15 protein-coding genes and 1 pseudogene are annotated in these 16,849 nt (G+C 64.6%); 8 read left to right on the top strand and 8 right to left on the bottom strand.

The genetic code is table 11. From position 1 onward, the window contains the following. Window positions 1–2: 2 nt before the first annotated feature. The 3 genes from AC0L21_RS13665 to AC0L21_RS13655 are packed head-to-tail and all read right to left on the bottom strand — an operon-like array spanning window position 3 to window position 3,226. Window positions 3–1,559 carry an MDR family MFS transporter gene (locus AC0L21_RS13665; protein ID WP_007598138.1) on the bottom strand — a complete coding sequence of 519 codons (1,557 nt, stop codon included), beginning with the start codon at window positions 1,557–1,559 and terminating at the stop codon, window positions 3–5. Between the two features lie 16 nt (window positions 1,560–1,575). After that, complete coding sequence (locus tag AC0L21_RS13660) at window positions 1,576–2,751, bottom strand: HlyD family secretion protein (RefSeq protein WP_473262219.1); 1,176 nt, start codon at window positions 2,749–2,751, stop codon at window positions 1,576–1,578. Further along, the gene (locus AC0L21_RS13655) at window positions 2,744–3,226 is read right to left on the bottom strand and encodes a MarR family winged helix-turn-helix transcriptional regulator (RefSeq protein ID WP_007598134.1); all 483 of its coding nucleotides are present in this window, start codon (window positions 3,224–3,226) and stop codon (window positions 2,744–2,746) included. The genes AC0L21_RS13660 and AC0L21_RS13655 overlap by 8 nt, the downstream gene beginning before the upstream one ends. Window positions 3,227–3,383: 157 nt before the next feature. On the opposite strand from AC0L21_RS13655, the gene AC0L21_RS13650 reads away from it, so the two are divergent. From AC0L21_RS13650 to AC0L21_RS13625, 6 genes are all read left to right on the top strand, one after another. Continuing rightward, on the top strand, window positions 3,384–3,878 hold the full coding sequence (locus AC0L21_RS13650) for a Fur family transcriptional regulator (protein WP_473262215.1): 495 nt from the start codon (window positions 3,384–3,386) through the stop codon (window positions 3,876–3,878). Between the two features lie 38 nt (window positions 3,879–3,916). Beyond that, window positions 3,917–4,870 carry a DMT family transporter gene (locus tag AC0L21_RS13645; protein ID WP_473262528.1) on the top strand — a complete coding sequence of 318 codons (954 nt, stop codon included), beginning with the start codon at window positions 3,917–3,919 and terminating at the stop codon, window positions 4,868–4,870. 12 nt (window positions 4,871–4,882) lie between these two features. Further along, on the top strand, window positions 4,883–6,166 hold the full coding sequence (ispG, locus tag AC0L21_RS13640; RefSeq protein WP_473262213.1) for a flavodoxin-dependent (E)-4-hydroxy-3-methylbut-2-enyl-diphosphate synthase: 1,284 nt from the start codon (window positions 4,883–4,885) through the stop codon (window positions 6,164–6,166). A gap of 147 nt (window positions 6,167–6,313) precedes the next feature. Beyond that, the gene (locus tag AC0L21_RS13635; RefSeq protein WP_473262209.1) at window positions 6,314–7,210 is read left to right on the top strand and encodes a TauD/TfdA dioxygenase family protein; all 897 of its coding nucleotides are present in this window, start codon (window positions 6,314–6,316) and stop codon (window positions 7,208–7,210) included. Window positions 7,211–7,291: 81 nt separating this feature from the next. Then, window positions 7,292–8,629: a Rieske 2Fe-2S domain-containing protein gene (locus tag AC0L21_RS13630; RefSeq protein ID WP_473262205.1), complete on the top strand. Its 1,338-nt coding sequence runs from the start codon at window positions 7,292–7,294 to the stop codon at window positions 8,627–8,629. A 3-nt stretch (window positions 8,630–8,632) separates the two neighbouring features. Beyond that, window positions 8,633–9,454: an N-acetylmuramoyl-L-alanine amidase gene (locus AC0L21_RS13625; protein ID WP_473262200.1), complete on the top strand. Its 822-nt coding sequence runs from the start codon at window positions 8,633–8,635 to the stop codon at window positions 9,452–9,454. Between the two features lie 25 nt (window positions 9,455–9,479). Here the strand turns inward: AC0L21_RS13625 and AC0L21_RS13620 are convergent, their stop codons facing one another. From AC0L21_RS13620 to AC0L21_RS13610, 3 genes are all read right to left on the bottom strand, one after another. Then, window positions 9,480–11,087 (bottom strand): Na+/H+ antiporter, encoded by a 1,608-nt coding sequence (locus AC0L21_RS13620; RefSeq protein WP_473262198.1) that lies wholly within the window; start codon window positions 11,085–11,087, stop codon window positions 9,480–9,482. Window positions 11,088–11,135: 48 nt separating this feature from the next. Next, on the bottom strand, window positions 11,136–12,005 hold the full coding sequence (bla, locus tag AC0L21_RS13615; protein WP_473262196.1) for a class A beta-lactamase: 870 nt from the start codon (window positions 12,003–12,005) through the stop codon (window positions 11,136–11,138). Between the two features lie 61 nt (window positions 12,006–12,066). Further along, window positions 12,067–12,441 carry a nuclear transport factor 2 family protein gene (locus tag AC0L21_RS13610; protein ID WP_106941496.1) on the bottom strand — a complete coding sequence of 125 codons (375 nt, stop codon included), beginning with the start codon at window positions 12,439–12,441 and terminating at the stop codon, window positions 12,067–12,069. 93 nt (window positions 12,442–12,534) lie between these two features. On the opposite strand from AC0L21_RS13610, the pseudogene AC0L21_RS13605 reads away from it, so the two are divergent. Then, a pseudogene (locus tag AC0L21_RS13605) lies at window positions 12,535–12,954 on the top strand (GFA family protein); the annotation flags it as partial. A gap of 184 nt (window positions 12,955–13,138) precedes the next feature. Continuing rightward, window positions 13,139–14,980, top strand: a complete 1,842-nt coding sequence (locus AC0L21_RS13600; RefSeq protein ID WP_473262193.1) for a caspase family protein — start codon at window positions 13,139–13,141, stop codon at window positions 14,978–14,980. Between the two features lie 132 nt (window positions 14,981–15,112). Here the strand turns inward: AC0L21_RS13600 and AC0L21_RS13595 are convergent, their stop codons facing one another. Together AC0L21_RS13595 and AC0L21_RS13590 are read right to left on the bottom strand one after the other, a co-directional pair. Then, on the bottom strand, window positions 15,113–15,805 hold the full coding sequence (locus AC0L21_RS13595) for a DUF1345 domain-containing protein (protein WP_007598111.1): 693 nt from the start codon (window positions 15,803–15,805) through the stop codon (window positions 15,113–15,115). A 7-nt stretch (window positions 15,806–15,812) separates the two neighbouring features. After that, the gene (locus AC0L21_RS13590; RefSeq protein WP_473262191.1) at window positions 15,813–16,736 is read right to left on the bottom strand and encodes a polyprenyl synthetase family protein; all 924 of its coding nucleotides are present in this window, start codon (window positions 16,734–16,736) and stop codon (window positions 15,813–15,815) included. Window positions 16,737–16,849 lie beyond the last annotated feature (113 nt).

Raw genomic sequence — 16,849 nt, 5'->3', positions numbered from 1 at the left:
CGTTACTCCATCACCGCGTGCTCCGGCCCGGCCGCCTGCTTGCGCAGGGTGGCCTTGGTCGAGCCGATCAGCAGGGCGAGCGGGATGGTGCAGAGGATGAAGAACATCACCAGCTGGTAGTCGTGCGCGAAGGCGATGATCTGCGCCTGCACGCTGACCATGCGATCGGCCATGGCACGGCCGGCGTCGGTGGAGAGATTGATCATGCCGCTCACGCTGGGCATCTGGAGCGCGTGGTTGAACGGGTTGATGTGCTCGGACAGGATCGCGTAGGTCCGCCGCGTGCCCTGCGTCAGCTGGGCGATGACGACGGAAATACCGACCGAGCTCGCGACGTTGCGCATCAAGGTCAGCATCGCGGTGCCGTCGGTGCGCAGCTCGTTCGACAAGGTCAGGAACGCCACCGTCGATAGCGGCACGAAGACGAGGCCGAAGCCGAAGCCCTGGATGACGCTGACGGTCACGATCTCCGGCACCTGGGTCAAATCGGTCCAGCCGGTCATCTGGAACAGCGAGCCCGCGGTCAGCGTCAGGCCCGTGATGATCAGCGTGCGGGCCTCTACATAACGCATCATGCGGCCGACCAGCATCATGGCGAAGAAGGTGCCGAATCCACGGCTCGCCAGCAGCAGGCCCGCGGTGATGATGGGATAGCCGATCACGTTCTGCATGTAGGGCGAGGCCAGCGCCATGGTCGAGAACAGCACGAGCCCCATCACGACCATGAACATGCAGCCGGTGACGAAGTTGCGATCCCTGAAGAGCGCGAAGCGGATGAACGGCGTCGAGGTCGTGAAGGAGTGCGCAATGAAGAAATAGAAGGCGACGGCCGAGACGATGAACTCCGCAAGGATCTCACCCGATTCGAGCCAGCCCAATTGCTCGCCGCGGTCGAGCGCGAGCTGAAGCGAGCCGATTGCGACCGCCAGCGCCGCGAAGCCGAACCAATCGAACTTGAGACTGAGATCCTTCCGGGTCTCGTCCATGAAGATGATCAGCCCGATCACGGTAATGGCGCCGAACGGCAGATTGACGAAGAACACCCAGTGCCAGGAATAAGTCTCGGTCAGCCAGGCGCCGAGCGAGGGACCCATGATCGGTCCCATCATCACGCCCATGCCCCAGATCGACATGGCCTTGGCGCGTTCCTGGAGCGTGTAATAGTCGAGCATCACCGATTGCGACAATGGCACCAGGGCCGCGCCGAACACGCCCTGCAGCAGGCGAAACAGCACCATCTGGTTGATGTCCTGCGCAAGCCCGCACAGCACCGATGCCATGGTGAAGCCGGCCGAGCAGATGATGAAGATGCGCTTGCGGCCGAAGCGGTTGGCGATCCAGCCCACCGGTGCCGTCATGATCGCGGCGGCGACGATGTAGGAGGTCAGCACCCAGTTGATCTGGTCCTGCGAGGCCGACAGAGTGCCCTGCATGTAGGGCAGGGCGACGTTGGCGATGGTGGTGTCCAGCGCCTGCATGATGGTTGCCGTCATGGCGCAGATCGTCACCATGTTCCGGCGCAGGCCGGGAACCATCAAATGGGCATTGGGGCCGGACATCGGATCAGTCCCTGTCTCAGTCTTTGTCCGAATCTTTGTCTTGGCTCGCGGTCGCCGACAGGCCGAGCAGGCCGGCGAGCGAGCGCCGGTGGCCGGTGTCGATGGTGGCGTAAACGCTCATGCCGGCCTTCAGCTTGCGCACGTATTTGTCGGTCTCGTCGAAATAGATCCGGATCGGCACGCGTTGCACCACCTTGACGAAATTGCCGCTGGCGTTCTGCGGCGGCAGGATCGCGAATTGCGCGCCGGTGCCGGGCGAGAGCGAGCCGATCTTGCCCTTGAAGAGATGGTTCGGGAATGCATCGACCTCGAGCGTGACCGGCTGTCCTTCGGTGACGTAGGTGAGGTCGCTCTCCTTCGGATTGGCGTCGACCCAGGGATGGGCGACGTCGATGATGGAAAACACCGGCGTGCCGGCAGCGACGTAGCGGCCGAGCTGGATCTGCTCGACCTGGGTTGCCACGCCATCCATCGGCGCGCGGAGCACGGTGTGGTCGAGGTTGCGCTGGGCATCGTCCAGCTTGGCTTTGGCTTGCGCGTAGGCGGGGAATTGCTCCAGCGGCAACTCGGGATTGCCGAGCAATTGGGTCTTTGCATTGGAGAGCTGCTGCTTGATGTATTGCGCCTGCGCGCCGGCGGTCACCAGTGCATTCGACGCGTTGTCGAGATCGAGCTGCGAGCCGTAATTGTTCTTTACCAGCGCCTGCTTGCGCTCGACGTCGCGCTGCTTCAGATCGACGCCCTGCTGGGCGAGATTGAGCATGTCGCCGTAGATCTTGATGTTGGCAACGAGATTGTCATAGGTGATGCGGGCTTGGGCGAGTTGCGCTTTGGCTTCTTCCAGCGCATGACGGAACGGAGCGGGGTCGATCTCGAACAGCTCGTCACCGTGCTTGACGATCTGGCCCTCCTTGACGACGACCTTCTGGATTTTGCCGGAGATATCGGGCGTCACCAGCACCTTCTGGGCGCCGACATAGGCGTCGTCGGTGCCGACGTAACGGCCGCCATTGAGATAGAAGGTGAAGCCGGCAACCGCGACGACGACCGGCAGCACGACCAGGAGCAGGACGCGGCGATAACGGCGCAGGCCCGCCACCAGGCGGCGGCGCGGATTGGTGCCGGCTTTCTTGGTGGGCTTGCCGCTGTCGCTCTTCTGCTCGGGCTGGAATTTGAGAACCTGATCAGCCATAGCGCTGCTCCTTACGCGCTTGTTCCGCTCCGCTGGTCTGGATCGCGGACCGCACGTTTTCCTTGATTGTTTCGAGTTGGGTGAGGAGGCGATGGGCGTCCGCCGGCGTGATGCCGTCGAGTGCGTTGGCCGTGAGCTCGGACTTCAGCCCGCTCATCCGCCCGAGCAACTGCCGCCCGGCCTTCTTCAGGTACAGCCGCTTGACGCGGCGATCCGAAGGATCGTTGCGTCGCTCGATCCAGTCGCTGTCGCAGAGTTTGTCGATCAGGCGCGTCAGCGTGATCGGCTGCACCTCGAGAAGCTCGGCGAGCTCCGACTGCTTCATGCCTTCGCTGCGCTCGACCTTGGCGAGCACCGCCCATTGCGCGCGGGTGATGCCGAAGCGCGAGGCTTCCTTGTCGGCATAGACCCGGAGCAGGCGATAGAGCTCGGCGAGCGTAAACAGGAAATTCTGGTCCACGGGCCCTGGGCTCATGAGCTTGGTCTCCAATAAGCTTGGAATATAATAAGCAAGCTTATGATTATTTCACGGCGGGTTTGCGGGACGCTGTCCCGCAGGCCGAGCATGGCTGATGGGCGCATCGCCGGTCCTGCTTTGGGTTCCCCTGTCGAAATGCTAGAACGCCGGTCGCATGACCCTCGTAAAGCCGGCATTTCCCGCGCCCGACCACGATCACGGCCGCTGCACCGCGGATGCGCTGGCGCATGCCGAAGCCGTCTGCGGAGAGCGCGCGCAGAAATTCACGCCGATACGCCGCCATGTGTTGGGGGCGCTGCTCTCGAGCCACCGGCCGCTCGGCGCCTATGAGGTGATCGACGAGCTGGCGAAATCGATGCCGCGGCCGGCGCCGATCACGGTCTATCGTGCTCTCGATTTCCTGATGGCCAACGGCCTCGTGCACCGCATCGAAAGCCGCAACGCCTATCTCGCCTGCGCCGCTCACGACCACGACGCGACCTCGGCGGTGACGTTCCTGATCTGCGAGCGCTGCGGCCTGGTCGGTGAGATTCCGTCGGCTTCCTTCGCCAAGGACCTCAACGCCGCCGCGCGCAGCTCAGGCTTCGCTCCCAAATTGTCCGTGGTGGAAATCACGGGCGTCTGCGCGCATTGTCAGAAAGCTGCATAGAACAACAACGGCGCAAGCCGGTTTTTTTTCAGGAAGAAATGTCCCCACCTCAAACCATGCCGTCCGCCGGTCGTCCCCTCAGTGCCGGCGCCATCGCCCTGATGCTCATGCTGTGCCTGACCTGGGGGTTCAACCAGATCGCGGTGAAGCTGGTGCTGCCGGACATCCCGCCGATGCTGCAGGCCACGTTCCGCTCGATGGGCGCGCTGCCGGTGCTGTTCATCATCGGCAGCTTGCGCGGCGTTAACTTCTTCGAGCGCGACGGCACCTGGAAGCCGGGCGTCATCGCCGGACTGATGTTCGGCATCGAGTTCGTGCTGATCTTCCAGGGTCTGCGCTTCACGCCGGCATCGCGGGCGGTCGTGTTCCTCTACACCGCGCCGTTCTTCGTCGCGCTCGGCTCCTACCAGGTGCTCGGCGAGCGGCTTGGCGGGACGCAATGGCTGGGGCTCGCCATCAGCTTTGCCGGTGTCGCACTCGCGATCGGCGTGCCGCAGCCCAATGTCGATTCGCATGTTCTGCTCGGCGACCTCATGATCGTCGGCGGCGCGGCGCTGTGGGCTGCGACCACGCTGGTTGCCAAGGGCACCCGGCTGCGCTTCGCGGCGCCCGAGAAGGCGCTGGGCTACCAGGTCGCGACCTCGGTCCCGATCCTGGGGCTGGCCGCCTGGCTGTTCGGGGAGACGATCCCCCACACCCCGTCGCCGCTGTCGCTGGGCCTGATGGCCTTCCAGGCGATCTGGGTCGTGGGAACCACGTTCACGCTTTGGTTCGCGCTGGTGAAGACCTATTCAGCCAGCAAATTGTCGGCTTTTACCTTCATCACCCCTTTGTTTGGCGTGGTGGGTAGCTATTTCATCATGCACGATACGCTGAACCTGACATTCGGGGCTGCCGCGGTCCTTGTCATTGCTGGGCTTTTTCTGGTTAACCGTCCCAGCCAATCCGCTGCGGCGCCGCGCGATGCATTGCTGAACGTCACCAAAACCTGATATTTGGACGCCATGAACAAGCTCGAAAACACCATCGATTCCGACGTTGCGGGCCCCGCGCCCCGGCACAAGACCACCCAGGTCAAGGTCGGCGACGTCGCCGTCGGCGGCGGCGCGCCGATCGTCGTGCAGTCGATGACCAACACCGACACCGCCGATATCGACGGCACCATCGCCCAGGTCGCGGCACTCGCCCGCGCCGGCTCCGAAATGGTCCGCATCACCGTGGACCGTGAGGAGGCCGCCGCTGCCGTCCCGCACATCCGCGACGGCCTGCTCAAGCGCGGCATCACCACGCCGCTGATCGGCGACTTCCACTATATCGGCCACAAGCTGCTCGCGGCCTATCCGGCCTGCGCCGAGGCGCTCGCCAAATATCGTATCAATCCCGGCAATGTCGGCTTCAAGGACAAGCGCGACACCCAGTTCGCCGACATCATCGAGATCGCCAACAAGAACAACAAGCCGGTTCGCATCGGCGCCAATTGGGGTTCGCTCGACCAGGAGCTCTTGACCAAGCTGATGGACGAGAACGCCGCGTCCGCCGATCCGCGCGACGTGCGCGCGGTGACGCGCGAGGCCATGGTGCAGTCCGCGCTGCTCTCGGCCGCGCGCGCCGAAGAGCTCGGCATGCCGAAGGATCGCATCATCCTCTCGGCCAAGGTGTCGGCCGTGCAGGATCTGATCGCGGTCTATCAGGATCTCGCCAGCCGTTCCGATTACGCGATCCATCTCGGCCTGACCGAGGCCGGCATGGGCACCAAGGGCATCGTGGCGTCCTCGGCCGCGCTCGGCATCCTGTTGCAGCAGGGCATCGGCGACACAATCCGCATCTCGCTGACGCCGGAGCCCGGCGGCGACCGCACCCGCGAGGTGCAGGTCGGCCAGGAGCTCTTGCAAACCATGGGCTTCCGCACCTTCGTGCCGCTGGTTGCGGCATGCCCCGGCTGCGGCCGCACGACTTCGACCACGTTCCAGGAACTGGCCAGCTCGATCCAGGGTTTCATCCGCGACGAGATGCCGACCTGGAAGACGAAATATCCGGGCGTGGAAGAGCTCAACGTCGCGGTGATGGGCTGCATCGTCAACGGCCCCGGCGAATCCAAGCACGCCAATATCGGCATCTCGCTGCCGGGCACGGGCGAGGCGCCGGCTGCCCCGGTGTTCGTCGACGGCAAGAAGTTCCGCACCCTGCGCGGCCCGACCATCTCCGCCGACTTCAAGGCGCTCGTGATCGACTACATCGAGCAGCGCTACGGCCAGGGCGCCAAGGTGCCGGTGACCGCGGCGGAGTAGTATTGCTCCAGATCAGGAATCGTAGGGCGGGTTAGCGAAAGCGTAACCCGCCTTATTTTTGCGGGCGCGAAGTGGCGGGTTACGCTTCGCTAACCCGCCCTACATTGCTACGATGCTCCCAAGCAAGAATGCATCGGGAGACACGCCATGAGCTCACTCGCCGGCAAGCACGGCCCGCGCTATCGCCACGCGACGGACGACGGCGCGCCCTACGAGACCATCGCGGTCGAAAAGCTCACCCCCATCATCGGCGCGGAAATCTCCGGCCTCGACATCGGCAAGCTCGTTTCCGATGATGCGCGCTCTAACCGGCAGATGGACGAGGTCCACCGCGCGCTTGCCGAAAACCTCGTCATCTTCTTCCGCGACCAGGCCATCACGCCCCAACAGCATCTCGCCTTCGGTCGCAAGTTCGGCGAGCTGCATTTTCATCCCGCTGCTCCGCACGAAGATGAAGACCCGGCGCTGATGAAGATCTATGCGGATGCGAATTCGCCGCGCGCCAACGGCGAGGGCTGGCATTCCGACGTGTCCTGCGATCTCGAGCCGCCGATGGGCTCGATCCTCTATATCAAGCAGTGCCCGCCGCGCGGCGGCGACACGTTGTTTGCCAACATGTACGCAGCCTACGAGGCGCTGTCGGACCGGATGAAGGCCTATCTCGACGGCTTGACCGCGCTGCATGACGGCGAGCCGATCTATCGCGGGCTCTACGCCAATTACGGCGTCGCCGACCGCCCGTCCTATCCGAGTGCCGAGCATCCCGTGGTGCGGACGCACCCGGTCACCGGCAAGAAGGCGCTCTACGTCAACCGCGGCTTCACCCGCCACATCAACGGCATCCCGCGCGACGAGAGCGATGCGATGCTTGCCTATCTCTACCAGCACGCCGAGAACCCGCTGTTCCAGTGCCGCTTCCGCTGGACCGAGAACGCCATCGCGTTCTGGGACAACCGCTGCACCCAGCACCGCGCGATGTGGGACTACTGGCCGCACACGCGCTCCGGCACGCGGGTGACGGTGAAAGGGGCGCGGCCGGTTTAACCCGCCTGCGCACCGCTTCCGCGTTGACGTCTTCCCGCATCCGCGCCAATCTTCCCGAAAAACAAATCGGGAGGATCATCCATGCTCCGCGCCGAGGACAACAAATTCCTGACCGAGTCGGGCCCCGGAACGGGGATGGGCGAATTGCTGCGCAGGTTCTGGATCCCCGTGCTTCTCTCCGAAGAACTCCCCGAGCCCGACGGCGAGCCGAAGAAGATCTTCGTGCTCGGCGAGGAGCTGCTCGCCTTCCGCGATACGCGCGGCGTCGTCGGAATCATCGACCAGTACTGCCCGCATCGGGGCGCCAATCTCTGGCTCGGGCGCAATGAGGAATGCGGCATCCGCTGCGTCTATCACGGCTGGAAGTTCGACACCGACGGAAGGTGCGTCGACATGCCGACCTCCTATCCCGACCTCAACGCCAAGGATCTCATCCGCATCAAATCCTATCCGGCGCGCGAATGGGGCGAGATGATCTGGGCCTATATGGGTCCCGCAGATGCGATGCCCGACCTGCCCGATCTCGAAATGGCGCTGCTGCCGGCCTCGCACCGCTATGTCAGCAAGAAATGGCAGGACTGCAACTGGGTGCAGGCGCTGGAAGGCTCGATCGACACCGCGCATTTCACCTTCGCCCATCTCTCCTTCGACAAGGAGGAGAACGAGATTCTGGACATCAAGAAGCATTTCGTGAATCCGATCGCGCGGATGTCGAGCGATCACATGCGCTGGATCGCGGAGGATCCGCGCCCCGTGATCAAGATCGCCTCGCACGAGGCGGGCCTCACCATCGCCGGCGGGCGGCTCACCGGCGGCGACAACATCTACTGGCGCATTGCGCAATTTCTGATGCCGTTCCACGCCTATGCCCCGAGCGCGATGCCCGGCGAGAACATCTTTGGCCAGACCTTCGTGCCCGTCACCGACTCCAATTGCTGGATCTACACCTATGCCTGGAATCCGGAGCGGCCGCTGACGCAGGCCGAGCGGGACGCCTTTGACCGCGGCAATGGCGTGATCGCGGAGGTCGGCGACAATTACGTTCCGCTGCGCCACAAGGGCAACGACTATCTGATCGACCGCAAGCTGCAGAAGACCAGGAGCTACACCGGCATCAAGGGCGTCTCCGAGCAGGACGCGGCCGTGCAGGACAGCCAGGGCCCGATCGCCGACCGCACCCGCGAGCATCTCGGTCCGACCGATCTCGGTATCATGCATTTCCGGAAAGTCGTGATGGAGCTGGCGCGGGCGCTTCAGCAGGGCGAGCCGCCGCCGCACGCCGCGCATCAGGATCGCTACGCCGTGCGCTCGGGCGCCTGCGTCACCAGCAAGGCCAAGGACCTTTCCGCGGTGATGCTGGAGCGTTTCGGCGACGTCACAGGCTTTGTCGGCCGGCCGCGAACAGCGGCAGCGGAGTAGCACTTGGGGCAGCCGCGCAGCATCATCGCAAGTCTCGTCTCGACGCTGGTCGCGTCGATCTTGCTATGGTCGCTGGCGCCTGCAGGTGAGGGCCATGCTGCTATCGCGCGGAAAATCACGAAACCCAAGCCGCCGCACGCGCCGGTCAAATGCGAGATGTCGAAATTCCGGATCGTCGTGGATGTCGGGCACACCCCGGACTCCTACGGCGCACTGAGCGCGCGCAACGACACGGAGTTCGGCTTCAACTTCCGGCTTGCGAGTCTGATCACAGCGAAGCTCAAGGCCGAAGGCTTTGCCGCGACCCGGCTGCTCGTCACCGACGGCAAGGCGCGGCCGAGCCTGCTCAAACGCGTCGGTACCGCGAATGGTGCCCGGGCCGATCTCTTCCTGTCGATCCATCACGATTCGGTGCCGGACAAGCTGATCGAGACCTGGGAGTTCGACGGCGCGAACAGCTATTTCAGCGACCGCTTTTCGGGCCACTCTCTGTTCGTGTCGCAGCGCAATCCGCACTACGCTGCGAGCCTGATGCTGGCCCGGATGATCGGCCGGCAGCTGAAGGATCAGGACCTGCATTATGCCGGCCAATACGCCCTGCCGGTGATGGGCCGCTACCGGCGCCAATTACTCGACAAGGATGTCGGCGTCTACCGCTATGACGGGCTCGTCGTGCTCTCGCAAACCCGCAGCGCCGCTGTGCTGCTCGAAGCGGGCTCCATCATCAACCGCGACGAGGAGATGGCGATGAACTCCCCGGAGCGGCAGGAGATCATTGCGGGCGCCGTGGCGGTGGCGATGAAGGAATTTTGCGAGAGGCGGTAGTCGGCTCGCTTGCAATGACGAGAAGCTACAGTGGCCCTCCGCGATACTCGCGGTTTGCCAAACTCGCCTCCTCTAGATCCAGGTCCCGCTCGATCCGCCGGCGTGTCTCGTCAGTGATCTGGCCGTCACGCAGCAGGTTGTGGATGAATTTGCGCTCGGCGGCGATCAGATCGCGAGTCAAGGCGGTACCGGCGGCGGAGACGTCGTGGCGGGTGGGATCGAGCGAATCGGGCAGCTGGTTGACCCGGATCTCGTGGCGGGCGCGCAGGAGCCGCATCACCTCGTCCGACACGTCCTTCTCCTCGGTCAGCGCGTCGAGCGACTTCAGGGCGGCATCGAGGGCCTGGCGCCGGGCCGCGATCTCGAACTCGTGCTCGGCGGCATGCTCGCTGCGGCCGGCTTCCGCGACTCCGAGCCAGCGCACCACCGGAGGCAGCGTCAGGCCGACGCCGATCAGCGTGATGAAGATGATGCCGAAGGCGACGAACAGGATCAGGTCGCGAAACGGAAAGGCCTCGCCGCCCGGCAGCGTGAACGGCAGCGCCAGTGCTGCCGCCAGCGACACCGCGCCGCGCACGCCGGTGAACGCAAGCACGAACGGCCATTGCCATGGTGGTGACGGATCGCGCGCACGCAGCGACTTGCTGAGCATTCGTGGCAGATAGGTCGCGGGATAGAGCCAGGCAAAGCGTGCGATCACGACGACCGCCAGCACCACGGCGGTCGCGATCATGATGTCGTCGAGCGGAAACGCCTTCGACTTCTCGTAGAGCGCGCGCATCTGGAATCCCGTGAGCAGGAACAGCAAGCCCTCGATCAGATAGATCACGAGATCCCAGAAGAAGATTCCCTGCAGGCGCGTCGATGCCGAGATCAGCAGCGGGCCGTTCCAGCTCACATAGAGGCCACAGGCGACGGTGGCGATCACGCCGGAGCCGCCGAGATGCTCGGGCAGCCAATAGGAGACGTAGGGTGTGATCAGCGACAGTGTCAGCTCGACCTGCGGGTCCCCCGACCATTTGCGGAAACGCAGGGAGAGCCAACCGACACCGATGCCGAAGGCGATCTCGCCGGCGACGATGAGCAGGAACTCGCCGCCAGCCAGGGGCAGCGAGAAGTGTCCGACCATGATTGCGGCGAGCGCGAACCGATAGAGGATCAGCGCGGTGGCGTCATTCGCCAGCCCTTCGCCTTCGAGGATGACCATGAGCCTGCGCGGCAGATGCAGCCGACGCGCGATCGCGAGCGGCGCCACCACGTCGGGCGGCGCGACGATGGCGCCGAGCAGGAAGCCGATGGTCCAGGGCAGGCCGATGAAATAATGCGTGGCGGTTGCGACCAATGCCGCGGTGAAGATCACCGCGCCGACCGCGAGCAGCACGATCGGGCGAAGATTCTTCTTGAACTCGCGCCAGCTCATCGCGACGCTCGCCGAGTAGATCAGCGGCGGCAGCACCATCAGCAGCACCAGTTCCGGCGGCAGCTCGACCGGCGGCATGCCCGGCACGAAGGCAAGGCCGACACCGGAGAGCATCAGCAGAATAGCGGGCGCGATGTTGAAGCGGCGCGCGACAAGCGCGGTGCCCGCCAGCACGGCGAGCAGGATGAGAAAGGTTTGAAATTTCGCTTCCATGATGATCCCTCTTCACCCGGAAGCGGCCGCAAGGTCAATGCATGCGGCTTACGCGAACCGCTCGGCCACCATGCGGCCGATGCGTGCGAATACGGTTTCGATCTGCGCCGCACTCGGCGTGCCGCCCTGGGTATAGGCCGCGATCAGGATCGGTGCATCGGGCTTCGCATCGGGCTTGGGCCAGGCCACTGCGATATCACCCGAGGCGTCCTTGCCGTTGTTGCCGGTCTTGTCGCCGATCTTCCAGCTAGCGGGGAGCCCGCCACGCAGCCGGTTCGCGCCCGTCTTGCAGCCCACCATCCATTCCGTGAGCTGTGCGCGCGAGGTGGCCGACAGCGCCTCGCCCGTCATCAGCCGGCGCAGATTGCCTGCCATCGCCGCCGGCGTCGTGGTGTCCCGGGGATCGCCGGGCGGTGAGCGGTTGAGCTCGGGCTCGTTGTGGTCGAGCCGCGAGGTGGTGTCGCCGAGCGACCGCCAGAATGCCGTGAGCGCGGCGGGGCCGCCGATCCGTGCCAACAGCAAATTGGCGCAGGTGTTGTCGCTGAGCTCGACGATCGCCTTGCACATCTCGGTGACCGACATTGCGCCGGCAGCAATGTTTTGCTTGGCGACCGGTGCGTATTCGAGCAGGTCGGCCTTGCCGTACGGGATCATGGCCGCAAGCTGCTCCTCGCCACGATCGACCCGCGCCAGTACGCAGGCCGCGAGCGAAGCCTTGAACGTCGAGCACATGACGAACCGTTCGTCGGCGCGCCATGCGAGCTTCGCGCCGGTCGCGAGATTCTCGGCATAGACCCCGATCCGGCCGCCACTCTCGCGCTCATAGGTTTCGAGCTCAGGCAGCGCGTCCGCGGCGAACGCAGGGGACGCAGCAATCCACCACAGCGAGGCGAGCAGCGAACGGCGGTCGAGAACCATGGGGACCTGTTGGACGGAGACGAGGGGAGGGAACGTAGCGGCGAGCGGGAGGGAAGCCCCCTCACTCCCGCAGGTCATACCGATAAGATTTCGACACGATCTGCCAGCCGTCGGCGAGTTTCATCGCCACCAGGTAGTCGGTGAAAAAACGCGGCGGCAACTGGCACCGGACCTTGATAAAGGCGGTCTTGTCGTCGGAACGGTCGATGGTGACGATGAAATCCTCGCGCGCTTTGCCTTCGGCCTTGCCGGAGGGACGTTTGCGCACGCGGTCGAGCCAGTCCGGCACGGTCAGCACCTGCAGCTCGCCCTTCTCGACCCAGCGCAAATCGGCGGAGGGGTGGAAGATGGCGCCGAGTTTTTCGGCATCGCCCTCGTAGAGTCCGTCGAAGTAAGATTGCACGACGGCTTCGACGCTCGAACGGTTCTGGCTCATGGGTCATCCCTTTGAATGATGGCTCGGGGCGAACTTAGTCGTACACATCAAAATGCGCTATGGTGTCCGTACCATTTGCGCAAGGACACGGTGATGACCGGATCAGAGAATTCGAACGCTCGTATCCTGGTCGGCGAATGCTACTGCCGCGCCGTGCGCTACGAGGTGGCGGACGCGTTCTCCTATGCGATGAACTGCCACTGCTCGAATTGCCGCCGCACCACCGGCGCCGCCTTCAAGCCGTTCGCCGGCATCGAGCAGAGCAAGCTCCGCATCGTCAGAGGCGAGGACCAGCGCACCATCTACGGTGACGACACCACCCATGACGCCCACTGCGCCCGCTGCGGCTCGCTGCTTTATTCCCGGGTGCGCGAGGGAAAATGGGTCCATGTCGCCATGGGAACCCTGGTCGACGCCCCCTCGATCCGACCGAGCGCCCACATTTTCGTGGGCTCGAAGGCGCCCTGGCACGAGATTACGGACAATCTGCCTCAATATCGGGGCCACATCGGGGTGTTTGAGGGAACCTGCTGTGGGATTCTCGGCGAACCGCGCACGGACTGGCGCGACAAACAAAAGGGGCCTTTCGGCCTGCCGCTGGCGCCACCTTCGTGACCTCCATCACAAGCGCTCGCGGCGGACCCTGCTAAAGCCATCCCAAAGGGACTTGAAATGCCCTGAACCCGGAAGTCGTGTCATGCGCAAATTGCTCAGATTTTGCCCCCTTCTCCTCGCCGTCGCGCTGCTATTCGTCGCCGGGCCGGCTTTCGCGGGGAAGCGCGTCGCGCTGGTGATCGCCAACTCCGCCTATCAGCATGCGCCGTCGCTTACGAACCCGGTCAATGACGGTTCGGTGATGGCCAAGACGCTGAAGGAGGCCGGGTTCGACATCGTCGATTCCCGGCACGATCTGACGGCGCTGGAGACGCGGCGCGTGCTGCGCGAATTCGCCGACGGGACCCGCGATGCCGATATCGCCGTCGTCTATTATGCCGGCCACGGCATCGAGGTCGAAGGCTCGAACTATCTGATCCCTGTCGACGCCAAGCTGGAGCGTGACACCGACGTCTTTGACGAGGCGCTCTCCCTCGACCGCGTCCTGGTCGCGGTCGAACCGGCCAAGCAGCTTCGCCTGGTGATCCTGGACGCCTGCCGTGACAATCCGTTCGGCAAGACCATGAAGCGCACGGTCGCCTCGCGCGGCCTCGGCCGCGGCCTCGCCCAGGTTGAGCCGACCAGCCCCAACACGCTGATCGCCTATTCGGCCAAGGCCGGCTTCACGGCGCAGGATGGCGACGGTGCGAACAGCCCCTTTACCGTTGCGCTGTCCAAGCATCTGACGACGCCCGGCCTCGACGTCCGACGCGCCTTCGGCTTCGTGCGCGACGACGTGCTCAAATCGACAGGCAACAAGCAGGAGCCGTTCGTCTATGGCTCGCTCGGCGGCGAGGACGTGCCGCTGGTGCCGGTCAAGGTGACCGCTGCGGCTGCTGCTGCGCCCGTGCCGAACCCGCAGGCCGACATCCGCCGCGATTACGAGCTCGCGCTCCAGGTCGGCAACAGGCCGGCATGGGAGGCGTTCCTCGCCCAGCATTCCGACGGCTTCTATGCGAGCCTTGCCAAGCTTCAGCTCGAAAAAATTGGCGCCGAGCAGGCTCATGCGGCGGCCACCGAGAAGGCGAAACAGGCCGAGGCCGAGCGCGATCGTCTTGCCGCACTTGGCGCGCAGAAGGATACGCAGGCCAAGGCAGCTGCCGATGCCAAGGCCGCCGAGCAGGTACAGCTTGCCGCGCAAAAGGCCAAGGAGCAGGCGCAGCAGCAGGCGGCCGCCGCCGAGCAGCAGCGCGTCAATCTCGCCGCCGCGGCGCCGGGTGCAGCGCCGGCCAGCACGGCGAGCCCCGCCGGCACCAACGTCGCGTCGCTGACGCCGGCCACCGCGCCGGCCGATCTCAGCCGCTCGGTGCAGACCGAGCTCGGCCGTGTCGGCTGCTTCTCCGGCGCCGCCGACGGCAACTGGACGACGTCCGCGCAGCGCTCGTTGTCGCAGTTCAACCGTTACGCCGGCACCAAGCTCGACGTGAAGGTGGCGAGCACCGATGCGCTCGACACGGTCAAGTCGAAACAGTCGCGCGTCTGTCCGCTTGTTTGCGAGCACGGCTTCAAGGCCGATGGCGACAAGTGCACCAAGATCGTCTGCCGTGATGGCTATGCGCTCAACGACGACAACGAGTGCGAGAAGCAGCGTGCCGCCAAGCCCGCCAAGCCCGCGACCGCCAAGCCTGCGACCGCAAAGCGTGACGACGGCGATGAGCGTCCCGCACGGCAGCGTCGTCAAGCCGGCGGTGAGGCTGCCGGAGCGGCGGGCGGCTTTGGCGGTGCTGCGGGCATTGCTGCTGCGGCTGGCGCCAGCCGCCGCTCGAGTGGCGGACAGCTATTCTGCAACAATAGCGGCTGTCGTGCGGTCAACCGCGGCTGCCATCTCGAATATCGTGGCGGCGGCGGCCCCGGCAACGATGCCAATGCCGAGGTATGTAATTAGCTCCCAATGTCGTCCTGGCGAAAGCCAGGACCCATTACCCCAGGGAGAAATTGCGGCGCCGAGGAGCCAACCACCAGTCTTCGCAAAACCACGGCCGGTGGCAATGCGTCCTGGCTTTCGCCAGGACGACGACTACGTCGAGATCGCGCTCGCCGCGATGTTGACCGTCAGCGCCAGCAAGGCCGTATTGTAGATGAATGAGACGATGCCGTGCGCGGTCGCGGTGCGGCGGATGGTCTTGTCGGAGATGCCGACGTCGGAGACCTGCGCGGTCATACCGATCACGAACGAGAAATAGACGAAGTCCCAATAATCCGCGTGGTCTTCCTTGTCGCCGCTGGGAAACTGAAGGCCACCCGGCGTGGCGTGCCGGTAATAATCATGCGCGTAATGCAGGGCGAAGATCGTGTGCACGGCGGCCCACGACAATACGATGGTGGTGATTGCGATGCTCAGCTCCAGGACGCCGCGATGCGGCGTTCCAAGCTCGGAGACGATCGCGGCGATGCTGGCGAAGGCGCCGATCGCCGTCACCAGCAGGATTACGAAGCGACCGTCGTCCTGCATCGCTGCGGCGCGGCGGATGTGCTGGTGGTCGTTGCACAGCATCATCGCGTAGACCAGCACCAGATAAACGGCGATCAACGCATCCCAGCCGAACAGAAGCCGCGTGACCAGCCGGTGCGAACCCGGGATGAGCAGGCAGACGAGAATACCAACGGCAAGCGACATGAACGTCCGCGGACGCGCATAGATCAGCCGCATCGGCCGCGACATCTTGCGAAAACGGGCGAGGGCGGGGTCTTCCTTGCTACCGCCCGCCATCGCGCTATCAGCTCTTCCGTTCGGCCACGAACCGCGCAGCCGCTTGCAGCACGGCGGCCCGTTCGCCGAAAATCGAGACCGCGCTGTCAGCCCGCGCGAGCAGGTCGCGGACGCGCTGCTTGGCGCCCTCGATGCCGAGCTGGGTGACGAAGGTGGTCTTGCCGAGCGCTGCATCGGCGCCGGCAGGCTTGCCGAGCGCGGCGGCATCGCCTTCGACGTCGAGCAGATCGTCGGCGATCTGGAAGGCTTCGCCGAGCGCGCGGCCGTAATCGTCGAGCGCCTGATATTCCTTTTGCGAGGCCTGGCCGAGGATCGCGCCGGCGATGCAGCCGTAGCGCAGCAGCGCACCGGTCTTCATCTGCTGAATGCGGGCCACGTCGATCGGCTCGTTGCCGCCAAAGCGGCCTTCGCCGGCGAGATCGAGGATCTGACCACCGACCATGCCGCCGATGCCGGCGCAGCGCGCCAGTGCGCGGGTCAGCAACAGCCTCACATTGGCGTCGCGATGGATCTCGTCGCGGGTGATGATGTCGAAGGCGAGCGTCAGGAGGCCGTCGCCGGCGAGGATCGCGGTCGCGTCATCGGTCTTCTTGTGCAGCGTGGGGCGGCCGCGGCGCAGGTCCGAATTGTCCATCGCCGGCAAATCGTCATGGATCAGCGAGTAGCAGTGGATGCATTCGAGGGCGGCGCCCACGAGCAGCGCGGCTTCGCGGGGAACGCCGAACACCGCCGCACTCTCGACCACGAGGAACGGCCGCAGACGCTTGCCGCCATTCAGGCTCGAATAGCGCATTGCGTCCATCAGTCGCTTGGGACGGGCGATCTCATCGTGCAGGATGTCGTCCGACAGCAGGCGCCCGAGCAGGGCCTCAGTGTCATCAGCGGTCTTGTCCAGACGTTTGGCGAAATCGGACGGGGACGTGCCGGTCATCAAGAAGGGCTCCAGAACTAAAATTCGGCGGGACAATCCTTTATGCGCCCGCCTCAGTCAATCGTTTGGAAGGCCTAAAAAGTGCTGGAAAAGGCCCGAATTATCACAGACTT

This window comes from Bradyrhizobium sp. WSM4873 (assembly GCF_055811355.1).
The sequence above is the reverse complement of the archived record's forward strand: the minus strand, read 5'-3'. Positions and strand labels throughout refer to the sequence as shown.

What these genes read in the sequence shown, in the direction of transcription:
- bla (WP_473262196.1), bottom strand. Translation starts at nt 12,005, where the DNA reads ATGGTTCTCGACCGCCGTTCGCTGCTCGCCTCGCTGTGGTGGATTGCT.
- AC0L21_RS13590 (WP_473262191.1), bottom strand. Translation starts at nt 16,736, where the DNA reads ATGACCGGCACGTCCCCGTCCGATTTCGCCAAACGTCTGGACAAGACC.
- AC0L21_RS13610 (WP_106941496.1), bottom strand. Translation starts at nt 12,441, where the DNA reads ATGAGCCAGAACCGTTCGAGCGTCGAAGCCGTCGTGCAATCTTACTTC.
- AC0L21_RS13595 (WP_007598111.1), bottom strand. Translation starts at nt 15,805, where the DNA reads ATGGCGGGCGGTAGCAAGGAAGACCCCGCCCTCGCCCGTTTTCGCAAG.
- AC0L21_RS13630 (WP_473262205.1), top strand. Translation starts at nt 7,292, where the DNA reads ATGCTCCGCGCCGAGGACAACAAATTCCTGACCGAGTCGGGCCCCGGA.
- AC0L21_RS13620 (WP_473262198.1), bottom strand. Translation starts at nt 11,087, where the DNA reads ATGGAAGCGAAATTTCAAACCTTTCTCATCCTGCTCGCCGTGCTGGCG.
- AC0L21_RS13650 (WP_473262215.1), top strand. Translation starts at nt 3,384, where the DNA reads ATGACCCTCGTAAAGCCGGCATTTCCCGCGCCCGACCACGATCACGGC.
- AC0L21_RS13645 (WP_473262528.1), top strand. Translation starts at nt 3,917, where the DNA reads ATGTCCCCACCTCAAACCATGCCGTCCGCCGGTCGTCCCCTCAGTGCC.
- ispG (WP_473262213.1), top strand. Translation starts at nt 4,883, where the DNA reads ATGAACAAGCTCGAAAACACCATCGATTCCGACGTTGCGGGCCCCGCG.
- AC0L21_RS13635 (WP_473262209.1), top strand. Translation starts at nt 6,314, where the DNA reads ATGAGCTCACTCGCCGGCAAGCACGGCCCGCGCTATCGCCACGCGACG.
- AC0L21_RS13600 (WP_473262193.1), top strand. Translation starts at nt 13,139, where the DNA reads ATGCGCAAATTGCTCAGATTTTGCCCCCTTCTCCTCGCCGTCGCGCTG.
- AC0L21_RS13660 (WP_473262219.1), bottom strand. Translation starts at nt 2,751, where the DNA reads ATGGCTGATCAGGTTCTCAAATTCCAGCCCGAGCAGAAGAGCGACAGC.
- AC0L21_RS13655 (WP_007598134.1), bottom strand. Translation starts at nt 3,226, where the DNA reads ATGAGCCCAGGGCCCGTGGACCAGAATTTCCTGTTTACGCTCGCCGAG.
- AC0L21_RS13665 (WP_007598138.1), bottom strand. Translation starts at nt 1,559, where the DNA reads ATGTCCGGCCCCAATGCCCATTTGATGGTTCCCGGCCTGCGCCGGAAC.